The organism is Cruoricaptor ignavus (assembly GCF_900141665.1).
Lineage (GTDB): Bacteria > Bacteroidota > Bacteroidia > Flavobacteriales > Weeksellaceae > Cruoricaptor > Cruoricaptor ignavus.
Map to the genome: position 1 here is coordinate 148,900 of NZ_FQYI01000003.1, position 15,688 is coordinate 164,587.

The 15,688-nt window shown below is 45.7% G+C and carries 17 protein-coding genes; 10 read left to right on the forward strand and 7 right to left on the reverse strand.

The window, feature by feature from the left end; all coding sequences use genetic code 11:
* The first annotated feature begins 23 nt into the window (after positions 1-23).
* Together sucD and BUB43_RS04850 are read left to right on the forward strand one after the other, a co-directional pair.
* Positions 24-902, forward strand: coding sequence for a succinate--CoA ligase subunit alpha (gene sucD, locus BUB43_RS04845; protein WP_073178856.1), 879 nt, complete (start codon positions 24-26; stop codon positions 900-902).
* An 8-nt stretch (positions 903-910) separates the two neighbouring features.
* Entirely contained in the window at positions 911-1,573 is a 663-nt protein-coding gene (locus tag BUB43_RS04850) for a porin family protein (protein WP_073178858.1), read from the forward strand.
* A gap of 38 nt (positions 1,574-1,611) precedes the next feature.
* On the opposite strand, the gene BUB43_RS04855 is transcribed toward BUB43_RS04850, so the two are convergent.
* Positions 1,612-2,907 carry an ABC transporter permease gene (locus BUB43_RS04855; RefSeq protein WP_073178859.1) on the reverse strand — a complete coding sequence of 432 codons (1,296 nt, stop codon included), beginning with the start codon at positions 2,905-2,907 and terminating at the stop codon, positions 1,612-1,614.
* The gene (locus tag BUB43_RS04860; protein ID WP_073178971.1) at positions 2,904-3,818 is read right to left on the reverse strand and encodes an ABC transporter ATP-binding protein; all 915 of its coding nucleotides are present in this window, start codon (positions 3,816-3,818) and stop codon (positions 2,904-2,906) included. The genes BUB43_RS04855 and BUB43_RS04860 overlap by 4 nt, the downstream gene beginning before the upstream one ends.
* A gap of 184 nt (positions 3,819-4,002) precedes the next feature.
* On the opposite strand from BUB43_RS04860, the gene BUB43_RS11075 reads away from it, so the two are divergent.
* The 4 genes from BUB43_RS11075 to BUB43_RS11250 all read left to right on the forward strand — a co-directional run bounded on the left by BUB43_RS11075 (position 4,003) and on the right by BUB43_RS11250 (position 6,704).
* Positions 4,003-4,242: a hypothetical protein gene (locus BUB43_RS11075; protein WP_143154037.1), complete on the forward strand. Its 240-nt coding sequence runs from the start codon at positions 4,003-4,005 to the stop codon at positions 4,240-4,242.
* A 78-nt stretch (positions 4,243-4,320) separates the two neighbouring features.
* Entirely contained in the window at positions 4,321-5,508 is a 1,188-nt protein-coding gene (locus tag BUB43_RS04870; protein WP_073178864.1) for a cupin domain-containing protein, read from the forward strand.
* A gap of 2 nt (positions 5,509-5,510) precedes the next feature.
* Entirely contained in the window at positions 5,511-6,407 is an 897-nt protein-coding gene (locus BUB43_RS04875; protein WP_073178866.1) for a sucrase ferredoxin, read from the forward strand.
* 138 nt (positions 6,408-6,545) lie between these two features.
* Entirely contained in the window at positions 6,546-6,704 is a 159-nt protein-coding gene (locus BUB43_RS11250) for a hypothetical protein (RefSeq protein ID WP_159430227.1), read from the forward strand.
* Positions 6,705-6,716: 12 nt separating this feature from the next.
* On the opposite strand, the gene dusB is transcribed toward BUB43_RS11250, so the two are convergent.
* From dusB to BUB43_RS04890, 4 genes are read right to left on the reverse strand one after another with little or no spacing between them, the layout of a single operon-like run.
* The gene (dusB, locus tag BUB43_RS04880; RefSeq protein ID WP_073178868.1) at positions 6,717-7,763 is read right to left on the reverse strand and encodes a tRNA dihydrouridine synthase DusB; all 1,047 of its coding nucleotides are present in this window, start codon (positions 7,761-7,763) and stop codon (positions 6,717-6,719) included.
* A gap of 46 nt (positions 7,764-7,809) precedes the next feature.
* Positions 7,810-8,148, reverse strand: coding sequence for a type II toxin-antitoxin system VapC family toxin (locus tag BUB43_RS11560; protein WP_083541145.1), 339 nt, complete (start codon positions 8,146-8,148; stop codon positions 7,810-7,812).
* A gap of 21 nt (positions 8,149-8,169) precedes the next feature.
* A complete protein-coding gene (locus BUB43_RS11255; RefSeq protein ID WP_159430228.1) occupies positions 8,170-8,355 on the reverse strand; it encodes a hypothetical protein in 186 nt (61 codons plus the stop codon).
* Between the two features lie 40 nt (positions 8,356-8,395).
* On the reverse strand, positions 8,396-11,632 hold the full coding sequence (locus BUB43_RS04890; protein ID WP_185113762.1) for a hypothetical protein: 3,237 nt from the start codon (positions 11,630-11,632) through the stop codon (positions 8,396-8,398).
* A gap of 391 nt (positions 11,633-12,023) precedes the next feature.
* Here BUB43_RS04890 and BUB43_RS04895 point away from each other — a divergent pair, with 391 nt between their 5' ends.
* The gene (locus tag BUB43_RS04895) at positions 12,024-12,800 is read left to right on the forward strand and encodes a T9SS-dependent surface endonuclease, AS87_RS02955 family (RefSeq protein ID WP_073178975.1); all 777 of its coding nucleotides are present in this window, start codon (positions 12,024-12,026) and stop codon (positions 12,798-12,800) included.
* Positions 12,801-12,881: 81 nt separating this feature from the next.
* Positions 12,882-13,664: a T9SS type A sorting domain-containing protein gene (locus tag BUB43_RS04900; protein WP_073178870.1), complete on the forward strand. Its 783-nt coding sequence runs from the start codon at positions 12,882-12,884 to the stop codon at positions 13,662-13,664.
* 91 nt (positions 13,665-13,755) lie between these two features.
* On the opposite strand, the gene BUB43_RS04905 is transcribed toward BUB43_RS04900, so the two are convergent.
* Positions 13,756-15,117, reverse strand: a complete 1,362-nt coding sequence (locus BUB43_RS04905) for an orotate phosphoribosyltransferase (protein ID WP_073178872.1) — start codon at positions 15,115-15,117, stop codon at positions 13,756-13,758.
* A gap of 54 nt (positions 15,118-15,171) precedes the next feature.
* Here BUB43_RS04905 and BUB43_RS04910 point away from each other — a divergent pair, with 54 nt between their 5' ends.
* Together BUB43_RS04910 and BUB43_RS04915 are read left to right on the forward strand one after the other, a co-directional pair.
* On the forward strand, positions 15,172-15,393 hold the full coding sequence (locus BUB43_RS04910) for a hypothetical protein (protein ID WP_073178874.1): 222 nt from the start codon (positions 15,172-15,174) through the stop codon (positions 15,391-15,393).
* Positions 15,378-15,686 (forward strand): type II toxin-antitoxin system RelE/ParE family toxin, encoded by a 309-nt coding sequence (locus tag BUB43_RS04915; protein ID WP_073178876.1) that lies wholly within the window; start codon positions 15,378-15,380, stop codon positions 15,684-15,686. Before BUB43_RS04910 ends, BUB43_RS04915 begins: the two co-directional genes overlap by 16 nt.
* The last annotated feature ends 2 nt before the right edge of the window (positions 15,687-15,688 follow it).

A 15,688-nucleotide genomic window follows, 5' to 3' on the forward strand; every position in this document is an offset into this window, starting at 1 on the left:
AAAAATTACAAAAACATAACACTATGTCAGTATTAGTAAACAAAGATTCGAAAGTAATCGTTCAGGGATTTACAGGGAATGAAGGTACTTTCCACGCTGAGCAGATGATCGAGTACGGCACCAATGTGGTAGGCGGCGTAACGCCTGGGAAAGGTGGCAGCGAGCATCTTGGCAAGCCGGTCTTCAATTCCGTGGCGGAAGCTGTGGAAAAAACCGGCGCGGATGTTTCCATTATTTTCGTGCCGCCTGCATTTGCTGCGGATGCCATTATGGAAGCGGCAGAAGCCGGCGTGAAAGTCATCGTGTGCATCACGGAAGGAATTCCTGTGGCTGATATGGTGAAGGTGAAGGACTACATCAGGGATAAAGGCAGTCGCCTTATCGGGCCGAACTGCCCTGGTGTGATTACTTCCGGCGAAGCGAAAATCGGCATTATGCCTGGCTTCGTTTTCAAAAAAGGAAAAGTGGGCATCGTTTCAAAATCTGGAACTTTGACCTACGAAGCTGCAGATCAGGTGGTGAGGGCAGGCTACGGCGTTTCCACAGCGATTGGAATCGGCGGTGACCCAATCATCGGCACAACGACGAAAGAAGCGCTGGAACTTTTCATTAACGATGATGAAACCGAAGCGGTGGTGATGATCGGTGAAATTGGTGGCTCTCTGGAAGCGGAAGCTGCGAGATGGTATAAGGAAAGCGGTTCCAAAAAACCTGTGGTGGGCTTTATCGCTGGCCAAACCGCGCCGAAAGGCAGGACGATGGGGCACGCCGGCGCAATTGTAGGTGGTGCAGAAGACACAGCGCAAGCCAAGATGGCGATTATGAGAGAATGTGGCATCACCGTTGTAGATTCTCCAGCTGACATCGGCAAAACTGTTGGGCAGGTTCTAGGAAATAATTGATAAAGTTAATGAAGAAGATTTTCATAACATCTGCGTTGATTGCTGCCTCTGCAGTGTCAGCGCAGATTGATTTTAGCAGCACCCGTTTCGGAATCACGGGTGGATACAATTATTCGCGCGTGCGGAATGCGCACAATCCTTCCGGGCCAAGGCATACTTTCCAAGCCGGAGTGCTGGCGCTGATTCCGGTTGATAATAATGATCAATTCTATCTCCAGCCGGAGATTACCTACTACGGTGCAGGAGAAACCGGAAAAGACAAAGATGCCAAAAACCGCCCGGGATATGATGCACTTTATGCTATTAATTATATCAGCGTGCCTGTTTTTGCAAAGGTTTATTTCTCAGAATCCGAAAGTGAATTTTTCGGAATGATAGGCCCGAGGTTCAATTTTGTGATTAATGAGAAAACAGAAAAGTATCCTGAAAATAAGCCTTATTATTCAAAGGATACGGAGTTTGGTGATGCTGCAAAGTTCCACTTGGCTTTAGCTGCGGGGTTGGGGTTCAGCTATAAGCGGCAGCTGGAAGTCGCCCTTCATTATGATTTTGGGATTTCCAATACCTATCCCCACCTGAAGAATTCGCCGGATGCGAATGTTGATAATGCTGCGAAACTTCACAAGGCACAGCACATCGCCGGCGTTACATTAAATTATATATTCCCGTAAATAAATTGATTCCCGAAGCTGAAGTTTCGGGAATTTTTTTATCCCTTAATCCACTTCCAAAGTTCGCGGAAAGTGGCTTTGTTGCCGTACATCAGGATGCCGACACGGTAGATTTTCCCGGCAATCCATACCATTAGCAAAGCCGAAATTATCAGCAGGGAAAGCGAAAGAAAGATCTGCCAAAGCGGCACACCGAAAGGAATTCTTGCCACCATTGCAACCGGCGATGTGAACGGGATGATGGACAGCCACAATGCCATCGGGCTTTCAGGATTGTTGATAACCGAGAAGCTGCCGTACATCGCTATCATCAGCGGAACCACGGCGAAAAGTGTGAACTGCTGCGTTTCGGTTTCGTTGTCTACCGCAGAGCCGATGGCTGCATACATCGAGCTGTAAAAAATGTAGCCAAGTAGGAAAAACAGAATGAAAACCACGATAATCTGCGGATAATTGAGGCTTAGCAGCGTGTGCGAAATTTCCGTGGCCGTTGCGGTGAAATCTAAATTGGCGGCTTCATCGGCATTCATCATTTCGGTTTGCAGTGTGCCGAAACCCTTGTTCAGAAACAGCGCGCCAAGAACCGCCATCGTAATCCACACTAAAAATTGTGAGAGCGCAACGCCTGTAACGCCGAGGATTTTCCCCATCATCAGCTCGAATGGTTTTACCGATGAAATCAGAATTTCTACTACGCGGTTGTTTTTCTCTTCCAGAACGCTGCGCATCACACGCACCCCATAGATGATGATGAACATCAGCGTGGAATACATCAGCAGGAAGCTGAGCCCGGTTTGCACACTCAATTCCAAATCGCTGTTTTCAGAATTTTCCGCTACATTGTTGATTTTCAGCGGGAAAGGCTTTTCCAAATTTTCCATTTCGTTTTGGGAAAGCCCTAAATCCTGAATTTTCTTCGTGCGCAAAACGCTGCCTAAATCCGCACTGATTTTCGCTCTCGTTTCAAGCCCGATTTTTTTATTCACCAAAAATTCCGTGCCCTGCTCAATTTGCGAAAAATCTTTTGTGGGAGGGATGATTAAAAGGCCATCCACTTCCGGCATTTCTTTCAGCAAAGATTTTAGCTGGTTTTCGCTCTCCGGATTTACGAAAATGTATTTTACATCGTCATCAGATTTCAGTTGGCCGCGGAAAATTTCACTCTTATCTATCACATTTACAGTGTGTTGCACTCTGCCGGAATTCATCAGGTAGGCCATAAAGGCACCCAGTGCCAAAACCATCAGCGGTGCCAATATCGTGAGGATGATGAAGGATTTTTTCCGAACCTGCGTGAAATACTCCCGTTTTGTAATCAGCCAAATATTTTTCATAAACTGTTGGTTTTCACTGCATTAATAAAAACTTCATTCATACTCGGAATTTTTTCTTCAAAAGTGCGGATGCTGCCAATCTGCATCAGCTCATTTATCAAATTATTCTGTGTGCCGTGATTTTGTAACTCAAACGAAATCAATCCGTTATCGTTTTTCAAATCTTCGATTTTATATTTTTGCTGAAAATTTCTCAGCTGAAATTCATCTGCATCGCTAAGGACAACGCGGAAAATATTCTGCTTGAATTGCTCACGAACATCGAAAACCTTTCCGTCCAAAATCTTTTTGGAATTGCTGATAAGCGCCACGAAATCACACATTTCCTCCACGCTTTCCATTCGGTGTGTCGAAAGGATTATCGTCGTTCCTTCCGCTTTCAGCCGCAGAATTTCATCCTTGATCAAATTGGCATTCACAGGATCAAAGCCGGAGAAAGGCTCGTCCAAAATCAAAAGTTTCGGCTGGTGCAGCACCGTAACCACGAACTGAATTTTCTGCGCCATACCTTTGGAAAGCTCGGCCAGTTTTTTCTTCCACCAATGCTCGATATGCAAACGATCGAACCAGAATTTCGCCCGCTCCAAAGCTTCGTTTTGCGAAAGGCCTTTCAGCTGCCCGAAATACATCAGCTGCTCACCTACTGCCATATTTTTGTAAAGTCCGCGCTCTTCCGGCATATAGCCTATCTCATTGATATGGTGGATATTAAGCGCTTCATCGTTGATAAAAATCCTGCCGGAATCTGGTTTTGTAATCTGGTTTAGAATTCGGATGAAGGAAGTTTTACCCGCACCATTCGGACCGAGAAGTCCGTAGATTGAGCCTTGCGGAACGCTGATGCTAAAATCATCGAGCGCGATTTTTTTGCCGGCGTTGTAAGTTTTGGTGATGTGTTCTGCCCGTAGCATTTCTGCGAAAAGTAAGTGAATTTTGCTAAATTTCACAAAATTAAAAACAAATTTTATACCCGCCAATTTGCCAGAATTTTATTAAATTTGTAACTGATGAAATTTTTACCGCAGGAAAATCTCGGTATAAAATTTGCTGGATGAATTAACACCAAACTGAAGTTTAACCATAAAAATTACGACAATGATTTCACAAGACGAACAACTGAACCCTGAAGATGTAAAGGTAACGAGAGAAGACGAGATTACGACGCAGAACGCCCTGAACGGCGATGGCGACGGAACCGATGGTGATGGTGACGGTACTGATGGGGATGGCGACGGAACGGATGGCACTGACGGTGACGGAACCGATGGCGATGGAGATGGAACGGATGGCGATGGAGATGGAACGGATGCGGATGGCGACGGAACGGATCTTTAATCTTTTACAATGAAAACTGAAGTCGCGGGAATTTTCCGCGGCTTTTTTATTCCTTATATTTGAATAAAATTTAGAAAAATGGAAAATCCTTTTTTCAGCAAAATCGTGGCGCCGCTTTCTGTGGAAGAGTTTTTCGAGAAATACCACGAGAAAGATATGCTGCACATCCAGCGGAATGATGAGCAATATTATAACAACATCCTGACTTCGCAGGAAATCTCCGACTACCTGGAAAGGCAGGATATTTTCTATCCTTCGGTGCGAATCGTGAAGAACGGCAGCGAACTTCCGAATTCCCAATACACGAAATCGCAAATCCCAATCGGTTTCCATAAAAAGGACGGCTTGATCGATACGGAAAAAGCCTTTGCGCTTTTCAACGCTGGAAGTACGCTGGTAATTCAGGCTGGGCAGCGGTATTTCGACCATCTTTCGAAATGCTGCCTGGATTTATCAAACAAGTTTGGTTCGCCGGTTCAAGCCAATCTCTACATCACGCCGAATAAATCGGTGGGTTTCAATCCACACTGGGATACGCACGATGTTTTCGTGCTGCAGATTGCCGGCACCAAGACCTGGAAACTCTACGGCTTCGAAAACGAATTGCCTACCGTAAACCAAAAATCCAAACTGAAAAATTACCAAAAAGAGCCACTGAAAACGCTACAGGTAAAGCCAGGCGATTTCCTCTATGTTCCGCGCGGCTTCGTGCACGATGCAATGGCGGACGACGGAATTTCCGCACACATCACCATCGGAATTCTCTCGTTCACCTGGATGAGATTCTTCAGCGAACTTCTACCGCAGCTTGAAAACTTCCGGGAATTTCGCGAGGCCGTGCCTTTCTGGAAAGAAGATTTGACGCCAATCATCGCTGAAAAACTGGATTTGTTCAAGCAAAAAGCAGCGGAGCTTGATACGCAGAAAGTAGTGCGCAAGCTCAATTCCGCACAGAAAAGAATTCAGCCGCAGCCTTTTAACAATTATTTCGAGAGCCTTTTGAATATCGAAAAAATTTCCGAAAGCACCGTGTTTGCGCTGAACGAAGGCATCATCATCAGCAGAAAAGAAAATGCGGACGGCATCAGCCTCAGCTTTATGGGTAAAAGCATCTCGCTGCCTCTGCCGATGAAGGATTTTATCGACGGTATTTTTGAAAAGAAAATTTTCACGGTGAAGGATTTTGAAAGTACACGGCCGGAAAATGCGCTGAGTGCGGCGAAAATTTTGCTGAAAGAAGGTGTGATAAGCATCAAAGAAATTTAGGTTTGGAAGGGAAGTTATTTTGCGAAACCGTCTTTTTCTGCAGCCAGTTGTCGCGTGATTTTGGCGAAAATCTTCACGGCACGGCATCGCAATACCGCGGTTTTATTTTGGTGGAGTACAGCGAGCCTTTTCCCAAAAAGGCTTTGGATGCAAGGTTGGATGCCAACTGGCTTCAACAGACTAATGCGCTGGCGAAATCTCTCGGCGCAAAATTAATTTTGATCAGAAATGGACAATCAGACGGTAAGTCGCTGAAAATCATCTATGTAGATGCCTTGCGGAAACGCTGGTGCCAGTATATTTCGGATGCGCAGACTTACAAGTATTTCAACCTGGCGCTTTTCATTGATGATGATGAAACGCACTGGCACCACGAGCCGTTTTTCATCGTCTGCACGAACGGAAAGAAGGATAAATGCTGCGCGAAATTTGGGCTGCCAATTTATAGGGCGATGCAAAACAACGGCGATTTTACGGTGTATGAATGCACGCATTTTGGGGGCGATAGATATGCAGGAAATGCCGTGCTGATGCCGTTTGGCGTTTATTATGGAAGGCTTCTGCCGGAACAGACTGCAGATTTGATTTCAGCGACGAAAGCCCGAAAAATTTTGGCGGATAACTACCGCGGAACTTGCACGATGAATTTCGCAAAACAGTCCGCAGAATATGAACTTCGGAAGTTTCTCGAAGATTACCACATCGATTTTCATTTTCAGGTGGTTGCCGAAAGAGTGGAAGGCGATATTTTCGTGTTCGAAGCGCTTACTGATTATGGAATTTTCGACATCACGCTCCGGAAATTTTTCCTTCCGGAAAAGCGGCTTCTGACCTGCGCTGCCAAAACGCCCAATCCTGTGGCAAACTACGAACTCATCGGCGTTGTGCAGAAATCATAGTGCGAATTGGAGATTTTCTCTACCGAAGCGCGCACACCGCCCATACCTTTGGTAAGTCTGGGCAAAATAACACCGCCGTTAGTGTGAAATTAATGCTATATTGTACTGCGTTGGTAGACATTTTGCTATATTTGTTGTATGAAAAAGCGTTATTTTCTTCTGATAATTTTAGCAGTCGTTCTGCTGTTTATTGCACCCCAAGTATTGGCAGGTATCTTTTGTATTGCCTTTACCGTGGTAATGTTATTAGGAATAGCAGGGCTTTTCAAGATTGTTTTTTTTGAAAAAAACTGCTAAGCGACGAAAATTTTAATAAACAGTTCGGCTTGGTTTTCCATTCTCCACATTTCCAGCCATTGTGCCTGTGATAAAAGTTTCTTTGGCATAGAAATCCTTCACTTCGCCGATTAAATCGTCCATTTCCTGCAGCGTGAAAATTTCGAGAAATCTTTTGCGCCATTCCTTAAAATGCGGTACACCGCGGAAATAATTGCTGTAGTGCTGCCGCATTTCAATCAGCCCGAGCCTTTCGCCCTTCCATTCTGCAGACCATTCTGCGTGCTGACGAACGGCGGTCAATCGGTCGTTCAAGTTTGGTTCCGGCATTTTTTCCCCGGTTTTCAAGAAATGCTTGATTTCGTTAAAAATCCACGGATAGCCGATGGCCGCTCTACCAATCATCATTCCATCGCACGCATATTTCCTGCGGAATTCTACCACCTTTTCCGGTGAATCGATGTCGCCGTTTCCAAATATCGGGATATCAATGTTCGGGTTCTGTTTGATGCGCGAAATATGTTCCCAATCGGCGAAGCCTTTGTACATCTGTGCCCGCGTTCTCGCGTGAATTGTGAGCGCCTTAATGCCGCATTCTTGCAGCCTTTCCGCCACTTCATCGATGTTGATGGAATTCGTATCCCAACCAAGCCGCGTTTTCACTGTCACCGGAAGATGTGTGGATTGCACCACGGCCTTCGTAAGGCGCACCATCAGGTCCACATCCTTCAGAACGCCAGCACCAGCACCTTTGCACACCACCTTTTTCACCGGGCAGCCAAAGTTGATATCCACAATATCCGGCTGCACGGTTTCCACGATTTTTGCGGACATTGCCATCGCCTCTTCATCGCCGCCGAAAATCTGAATGCCGATAGGCCTTTCGTAATCGAAGATGTCGAGTTTTTTTCGGGATTTAATGGCATCACGAATTAAGCCTTCGGACGAGATGAATTCCGAATACATGAGGTCTGCGCCGTGCATTTTGCAGAGCTTTCGGAAAGGCGGATCGCTCACATCCTCCATTGGTGCAAGCAGGAAAGGGAAGTCCGGCAATTCTACCGTGCCGATTTTTAGCATCCGGCAAAGTTACATATTTGAGGATTGATAATTGATTACTCATCATTCACCAATACTCCACCAAATAAAAATCCAGCTCCTTAATTTTTTCAAAACCTTTATCAGCGGAGATTAAAGGAATTTTGTACGCTAAGGCTGTGGCGGCAATTATTGCATCGGGCAATTTGATGTTGTAATTTTTTCGAAGGAAAATAGTATGATTTTTTATTTTGGAATTCCAGCTTAGCAAATGACAATCGCTGATTAAATTTTTAATTAATACTTCGTCCGTTTCGGTTAGATTTTTAAAACCAAGCAACTCAACTTCTGTGACGAAGGATATTCCAAAATTAAAATCCAGGAAAGCTTCGATGGCATCGTTTCCGTTTAGGATAAGCAGAAGGATATTGTGGTATCCGCAATGAAATCAATCCTCATTTTTACGCATCTCAAGCTGATATTCCAGCGGATCTATGTCTCTTTTCAGTTTTCCGAAATGCTTTTTCAGATTGCCTTTTTCCGTTTTTTTTCGAATGTTTCGTTTCAGTTTTTCTGAAGTTTCTTTCGCATTTTTCTGGTTTATCACTACGGTCATCATAATGCTTTTCTGCAAAGATAAGTGATAAATGATGATTAATCAATTATCAAACATCTCAAAAACTGGCCCGAATTTGTACGCTTCCGGTGTGTATCGTTCGCTCGCCGGAATTTCTGCCGTCATAGCTTAGGTTCAGGTTGATGAAGGAGTTTATCGCCTGCTGAAGATACACATTCCAAACCGCATTTTTCCCAGGCTGAAGTCCGTCCAGCATCTGGTTGCCTACAATCGAAAAACTTGTGCCATGGAAAGCATTGCTGATGAACGAAAAACTTCCGCGCACAGAACTGCGGTTCTTCTGCCATTGCACAGTTCCCGTGGCTTCCCACGCCTTCAGCTTTTCCGCGCCAAGCTGGTTGCCGCGGTTTCGGTAGGCCGCCAAAGCTTCCGCCTGAAAGGCATTCGTGAAGCGGTAGGTAATCTTCGGGCGGCTTTCCCAGTTTTCCAGTCTGTAATTTCTCGATGAGAAAAGTTCAGAATCCGCCTTCACATTCTCGAAGGAATTTTCAAAATCCAAACGGAAATCCTTGCTGAAAGCATAGCCCAAGTTCAGGAAATGCAGCGCCCGCCGATTTTCTTCCTGGCTGAAATTCGCATTTATCAGATTATCGTTCGCCGTAAATCGGTAGCTGCCGTTCCAGCCTTTCAAATCGCTCGGGTTGAAATTTAGCGATGCCAGAAAGCTCTGGTTTTTAAGGATTTGCGATGCTTCCCGCTCAAAAGGGTTCCACGCCAAAACCCGGTTTTTCTTCAGAAATGAGTTTTGCGAAGTGAGCGATAAATTCAGCTGCCAGCGTTTTAAGAATGCATTTTCCGAACTGAAAACCACGGCAGGATTTACGAAAAGCGAAAGCTGCAGCTTGTTTTTGTTCGAAGGCAGGTAGCGTACAGAATTCGTGTAAATCCTGATGTACTGCGCCAGATCCGAAAACTCCGCCACCTCAAATTCATCCAGCTGCTGCACGCCGTCCGCATTGTAATCCGTCCATTTGTACACGCCCTTCCCATCGGTCACCTTCACATACTGAAATTCCCGCTGCGCTTCCTGCCCGTTTCCAAGCTCGTAAAACGCCTGCAAACGCATACCGTTGCGGAAAAGCTGCTGATGGTAATTCACATTTCCAACCACGAAATCCTGATTTTCACCATTGCTAAATTCCGCTTTTTTGTAGATGATTTTTCGGTAATGAGCCAGAGCGCTCAGCGTGGTTTTTTCAGTCTTAATTAATTGACTTTCAGCCATTACGCCAAAAATATTGTTGATGTGCTGCAGTCTATTTTCCCGCACAGAATCATTGCTGCGGAGGTAAATTCGCGAGAGCAGTTTCGTCCTCGCAGAATCGCCGATTTTCCTTTGAGCAAAAATTTCGCGCCAGCTGAAACTCGTAGCATCAGTAATTTTTAACTGGTTGATTTCCTTTACATTATGTTCCAAGCTGCCGCCAATTGCCCAGCTCCCTTTCTGCCCGAAATATTCCGCAGATAAATTTCCTCGGGTAAATTTCGTGTCCACATCCGGCGATTTTGTGCTAAGGTGAGAAAGCTTGCCGTGCGCAGCAATGCGGTTTTTCCGCCAGCCAAAATCCAAATCGTTTTTGAAGCCTTGGTAAAAATCCTTCTCGTCGAGAAAATTCAGGCGGTAATTCAGAAAATGCTGATTTTGCCAAAGGTTTAAAAAATTGAAAATCAATCGGTTCTGCGTTCTTCCGTTAAATTCATTTGCCAGATTAAAATCCCGTGCGAATTCCACGCTGTTAATCCTGTCCAAAATGTGAAACCTTTGGCTGATGTGCTGGTATTCCAGCGATGAAGTGCCCTGCCAATCCTTCTTCCGAAAAATTTTATCACCGAAGATTCTTGCGGCATAGCCCAAATTTTCATCATTGTTCTTAGCTGAAAACAGGTTTAAATCCCGGTTGCTCAGCGAAACATCTGCACCTATTTTCCCGCCTTCAAAGGTGAAAACGCCGTCCGCAGAAAACACCTGGCTTTTTTCCGGCGCAGGAAGTTTCCGCACCGCAGAATAATCGCCCAAGCCTTTACCCACAAATTCGAAAATCCTGCCGTTGTTCAGGCTCTGCTTTATTCGGTAATCGCCACGGTTTTGACCGAAATATGTGAAGGCTACGCTGTACAGCGGCTCAGCTGCATCGGTGGAATATTCGTAGAAATCGCCCGCAGCACCGCTTCTCTTCGCATACAAAATCTTATCCGCAGAAAATTCCGCAAGTTCAGCACTTGGCGCAAACATCAGGTTTTCGTCGCTGCCTGCATTCGCCAAAATCTGCTCGTCTTGCTTGCTCAGGTTCAGCGAGAGCGGCGCATTTTTGTTATCATTTTCTAAGAACCAATGTAGCCCAAGTTTCAGCCGCTGCCTTTCGTGGCGCAGGTTTCCGGTTATCAGGTAGCGGTTGTAGTTGCGGTTCGTGTAGTTGTAGGCTATGGTGATGAAGTTCTGCCGGTATATCGGGCGGAAGCTCGTGAAGGTGATTTCTCCCGTGTTGTAATTGATGGTGTAGTCCGCATCTTCGCCGCGCCGCATCGGTACGCCATCGATGAACACTTCTTCCGAGCCGGAAAGTATCGTGATGAAATTTTCGCCGTTCTTCCCTGTAAGCCTGTAAGGGCCCTGGTTGCCTTCTATGCCCTGGAAGCGTATGCGGTGGAATTCGCTCCGTGCAACGCCGGCGGAAATTTCCGCGAAAGTCCTGTTTTCCTTGCCGAAATTCGTCTGAAATTCCAGCCCCATACTTCGCCTTTGGAAGCGCGCAAAGTGTGGCCTGGTTTCCATTAAATCCAGGTGGCCGCCACGAAGCATCGTGTTTTTCTTGATGTTGAGCTGGATGTAGATTTTATCGAATTCCGCCAGGCTCTGCGTATAGCCGTCTGCCTGAATGGGCAGGTTGTGGTCCGAAATGCTGGCAAGGATGGAAACCTCCGGCGAAAGCCTGCCGGAAAGCTGCAGGTCCATACTGCTTTGCACGCTGCTTCCCTGGTTGTTGCCGAAGCTTACACCACGGATTATCGCGCCGCTGGCGTTCAGGTCGCCCAGGAATCTGTCGCGGTCGTTCTTCGCCTTTGCGGCCTCCTCCACAATCATCGTGGAGCCGCCAGTGCGTATGATGCTTGCCGTATCGCGCACGAAGTACTCTCTGTTCATCCTTGCCGCGAGGATGCTATCCTGCCGCAGGCTATCCTTTTCTAAATTGGGATTGTTCCAGGAGAAGATTTGCGCCTGAAGGAAATTTAGGCCGAAGAACAACGCCACGAAAAAAACTGCAAACCTGCGCAAAGCCACAGGCAAAGATAAGCGATAAATGGAGATTGAAATCCAAAGAAAAACTGCCGCGATTTTAAGTGCGATAAAGCCGTTCTGATTAAAAGATTTAATACATTTTATAAAAATACTTAAGAGCTTTTGCCCAAAAGCACGCGTGGTTTCATCAAAAGACACGCCTAGTTTCATCTAAAAGCACGCGTGGTTTGTGAGCCCTTTATTCATAGGCGTTTCCAGAGGAAAAAAATAAGCGGAAAAAAGCATTATTGTATGGTACTTAGCAGGTGCCTGCGGACTATTGAATGGCTCTAAAAGTTCACAAATAATTAACATTGGCATATTACTCAGGAAGGAAAAAGCTCTTATTTTTGTGGCTGAAATTTTTAACCATTTTAAATCTTTTACGATGAAAAAATTCTATTCTCTAATTGCTGTGGTAGGTATCGCAGCTTCTGCTTTCGCACAGCAGGTGGTGTTCAACGCTACATTTGATGATGTAGATGGTGTGGGCGGTAACGACGGCTACTTCAAAAACGACAAGGATGCTGGCGTAAACAATGTGGCTGGATCTGAGCTGAAAGAATATACTACCGGTGGCGAATGGGGCCTGGAAAAAGCTTACAAGGCAAAAGAGTGTGTGAAGCTAGGAACAAGCAAAGTTGCTGGAAGCATCACTACCCCGGCAATCAATCTTTCAGGTGACGGTGTTCTTACTTTCAGAGCCGGCGCTTGGGACGGGAAAGGTGAGAAGCTGAATCTTGCCGTTTCTGCAGAAGGCGCAAATGCTGCACCTGCTCAGGTAACAATCGAGATTGGTAAGTTCAATACTTATACAGTGAATCTTTCCGGCGGTAATGGTAATGTGAAGATTACTGTAGCATCTGCAGAGGCAGCTAACAACAGATTCTTCATTGATGATATCAAGGTTGTGGCGGGTACTCTTGCAGTTGCAGATGCTTCCAAATCTTCTGTAAAGCTTGCTAAGACAACCTTCGTAACCGAGGAAATCGTTTTCGGTGCTAATGCTGCCGTGTCTCTAGTTAATATGAACGGCCAGGTGGTAAAAACTGCTTCCGTGAAGGAGAACGACAGAATGAATGTGGCGAACCTTGCTAAAGGTACCTACATCCTTACCGGCGTAGTAAACGGCGAGAAGGTATCCCAAAAAATCGTGAAGAAGTAAATTTAACGAAACCTTAACAAAGACCATCTATCGCAGGTGGTCTTTTTTGTTATCTTTACACACAACAAAAAATTTTCAGTTATGAAAAAAATCTTTACAATCTTAGGCGTTGCAGCGCTGGCATTTACTGCAAACGCACAGCAGGCAAACCTGGTACAGAACCCAGGATTTGAACAGGGAATTGCTCCGTGGAAAGGCGGTACAGGTAAGGGGTACTCGGATCCTCAGCTCATTACTTCTGATAAGCACAGCGGCAACAGCAGTGCTGGTTATGAAAACCCTAGCGAGACGACTGGTTTTTATCAGAATGTGGCAGTGCAGGCTGGTAAAACCTATACCATTTCTTTCTGGTATAAAACCGAAGGCAGCACGGCTTCCCTTGCCAGACTTTGGAGCGTATATAAAGACGGCAGCAATAAAACGGTGTATACTACCTCGGACGCTAAAGAGGATGCTTTCAGAACCTATAACAAGTATCTGGAAAATACCAACGGTACCTGGGTTCAGCATACGGCTACTATGCCGGCTGGTGCAGGAGCTGTTTCTCTAGATGTAGCAGTCCGTGCCTACGGAGCAGCGTCCAAAGCCTATTTTGACGATTTCTTAGTGGTGGAGGGTGCCCTTGCAACATCTGAAGTTGGAGTTTCCAGGCACGCGCTGATAAAAAATACTGTAGCCGCTGATGAGCTTACTTTTGCAGCAAAATCCAGCATCGAAATACTTGATATGTCCGGTAAGGTGGTGAAAACAGCAGAGGTAACCGATGGTTTCAATCTGAATGTAAGTAGCCTGCCAAAAGGCACTTACATCGTGAAAGGTCTTGCCAACGGAGAAACGAGCGTACAGAAATTCGTGAAGAAGTAATCCTACAATCCTCACCCTAAACCCCTCTCCAAAGGAGAGGGGCTTTTTTGTTTAAAATCTAAAGCCTTGAATCCCGGTTCTTGCGTCTGTATTACTTCGCGCTTTCTTCATACGCCTTCCATCCAGCGATTTTATATTCAAGCGCAGCCTGCTCAGGATTAGGGTTTTTGTAAATTCCGCGGCCTACGATGATGAAATCCGTGCCCAGGTTTTGGAAAGCAAAATGCGGCGTGTTGTACTGCTGGCCTTTGCCATCGCCCGAAGTTTCCAGGTTGATGCCCGGCGTAAAGTGCAGCAGGTCTTCCGGCAAAGATTTCTGCGACACGCCGCCCAAAATGTTGTGGTGCTTCTGCGCAATTTCCACCGCCTTACCGAAATAATGGTCGTCCGTCAGCGCACCTACGCTGGACATGCTAAGGATCGCCACTACACCTGTATCCATAAACAAATCCGCGGACTTTTCGCCGGCTATCAAGTGCGCTGTAATCAGGTCTGCCCAGGCGGAAATCTGGTAAGCACCGTAGGCATACTGCATTTCCTGCGTGCTTCCGATGTCGGCAAACTTGCGGTCTTCCATCAGCAGGAAGTTGTGCTTTTGCGCTAAATTTCTCAGCGGATAAATGGTTTCATCGAAACTGAAATCGCTCAGGATGTCGATGTGTGTTTTCAGCGCGGCAATGTGCGGGCCTACCTTTTCCGCGAATGCGAGCAGCTCCTTAGTCGTCAGCAAATCTGCTGAGGCTATCAGGTTGGTCTGCTTTTCTATGGCTATTTCCAAAAGTTTTTTAGCGGCAGGGTGTGCTGCCGTTTCCAATTTTTGCTGATAAGTCAGCCGCCGTTTTTTCTCAAACTTAATCGGGTTTCCGGCGATGAAATCTTTAATCCGCAGCACTTCATCGGCATTGATTTTTCCTTCCTGATGAAGAATTTCCACCGCTTCGGAAATTGTGAAAAGCGCCGAAACCTTATAGCCTTGGTTTTCAAGAAGTTGCTTGCCGCCCTGTTCACGATCCAGCACCACCACGATTTCGGAAACCTTCACGCCTTCGCTTTCAATTTTCGGAATGGTTTCCAACAGAGATTTCCCGGAAGTTATCACATCTTCTACCACGAGGCATTTCTGCCCAGCTTTGTAGATGCCTTCTATCAGTTTCTTCGTGCCGTAGGCTTTCGCTTCTTTCCGCTTGATAATCAGCGGGATATCGGCCTGCAGAGACATTGCCGTTGCCATTGGAAGCGCAGCGTATGGCACGCCGCAAATCAGTTCGGAATTTTGGATTTCCGTAAGGCTCAGCAGATGTTCGGCGAGCGATTTCAGAATTTTCGGGTCCGAAGCCAAAGGCCTGAGGTCCACATAAAACGGGCTTTGGATGCCGCTTTTCAGCGTGAACTGCCCGAACTTTATTATTCCTAAATCATAGCACTCGAGGAAGAAATCCCGTTTGTTTTGCATAAAGAATCGTTTTCCACAAATTTAGGCAAATGTTTATCTTTGAAGAAAAGATTTATGCAAACAAGCACGATAAAACTGGTGGGCGAAGTTTCCCCAGAAAAATATGAGATGGCTGTAAGGGTGCTGGAAGCAATTGGCTTGCCCGTAGAGTACGACGGGCTCTCGGATTACGAAATCGAGGGAATTGAAGAAGGGCTGCGGCAAATGGAAGAAGGCAAAACGGTACCGAGCAGCGAAGTTCACAGGATGGCAGAATTGCTATGCACAGAAAAATAAGCTGGACTGAGAGGGCCTCATACGAGTTTCAAAATACTTTAAATTATTGGAATGAAAGAAACGCTACTTTTGATTATTCCAATAAAATCAGGAATGCCGTGAAAGAAGCGGAGGAAAACCTGATGCAGTTTCCGTTTCTTGGAAGATTGCTTGTAAATCGTCGGGCAAAGAATGTTCGCCGATTGATAATATTACGGAATTATTCGTTGTATTATAAATTAGATGATGACAATAAAATTACTGTTCTTTTCTTTTTCGATAACCGAAATAATCCTGCTAAACTAAAATTTTAGAA

Bases quoted from the DNA above. Each gene is read 5' to 3' on its own strand.
- BUB43_RS04850 (WP_073178858.1), top strand. From the start codon at position 911: ATGAAGAAGATTTTCATAACATCTGCGTTGATTGCTGCCTCTGCAGTG.
- BUB43_RS04860 (WP_073178971.1), bottom strand. From the start codon at position 3,818: ATGCTACGGGCAGAACACATCACCAAAACTTACAACGCCGGCAAAAAA.
- BUB43_RS04910 (WP_073178874.1), top strand. From the start codon at position 15,172: ATGCAAACAAGCACGATAAAACTGGTGGGCGAAGTTTCCCCAGAAAAA.
- BUB43_RS04855 (WP_073178859.1), bottom strand. From the start codon at position 2,907: ATGAAAAATATTTGGCTGATTACAAAACGGGAGTATTTCACGCAGGTT.
- BUB43_RS11075 (WP_143154037.1), top strand. From the start codon at position 4,003: ATGATTTCACAAGACGAACAACTGAACCCTGAAGATGTAAAGGTAACG.
- BUB43_RS04895 (WP_073178975.1), top strand. From the start codon at position 12,024: ATGAAAAAATTCTATTCTCTAATTGCTGTGGTAGGTATCGCAGCTTCT.
- BUB43_RS04915 (WP_073178876.1), top strand. From the start codon at position 15,378: ATGCACAGAAAAATAAGCTGGACTGAGAGGGCCTCATACGAGTTTCAA.
- BUB43_RS11250 (WP_159430227.1), top strand. From the start codon at position 6,546: ATGAAAAAGCGTTATTTTCTTCTGATAATTTTAGCAGTCGTTCTGCTG.
- sucD (WP_073178856.1), top strand. From the start codon at position 24: ATGTCAGTATTAGTAAACAAAGATTCGAAAGTAATCGTTCAGGGATTT.
- BUB43_RS04900 (WP_073178870.1), top strand. From the start codon at position 12,882: ATGAAAAAAATCTTTACAATCTTAGGCGTTGCAGCGCTGGCATTTACT.
- BUB43_RS04905 (WP_073178872.1), bottom strand. From the start codon at position 15,117: ATGCAAAACAAACGGGATTTCTTCCTCGAGTGCTATGATTTAGGAATA.
- BUB43_RS04870 (WP_073178864.1), top strand. From the start codon at position 4,321: ATGGAAAATCCTTTTTTCAGCAAAATCGTGGCGCCGCTTTCTGTGGAA.
- dusB (WP_073178868.1), bottom strand. From the start codon at position 7,763: ATGCTAAAAATCGGCACGGTAGAATTGCCGGACTTCCCTTTCCTGCTT.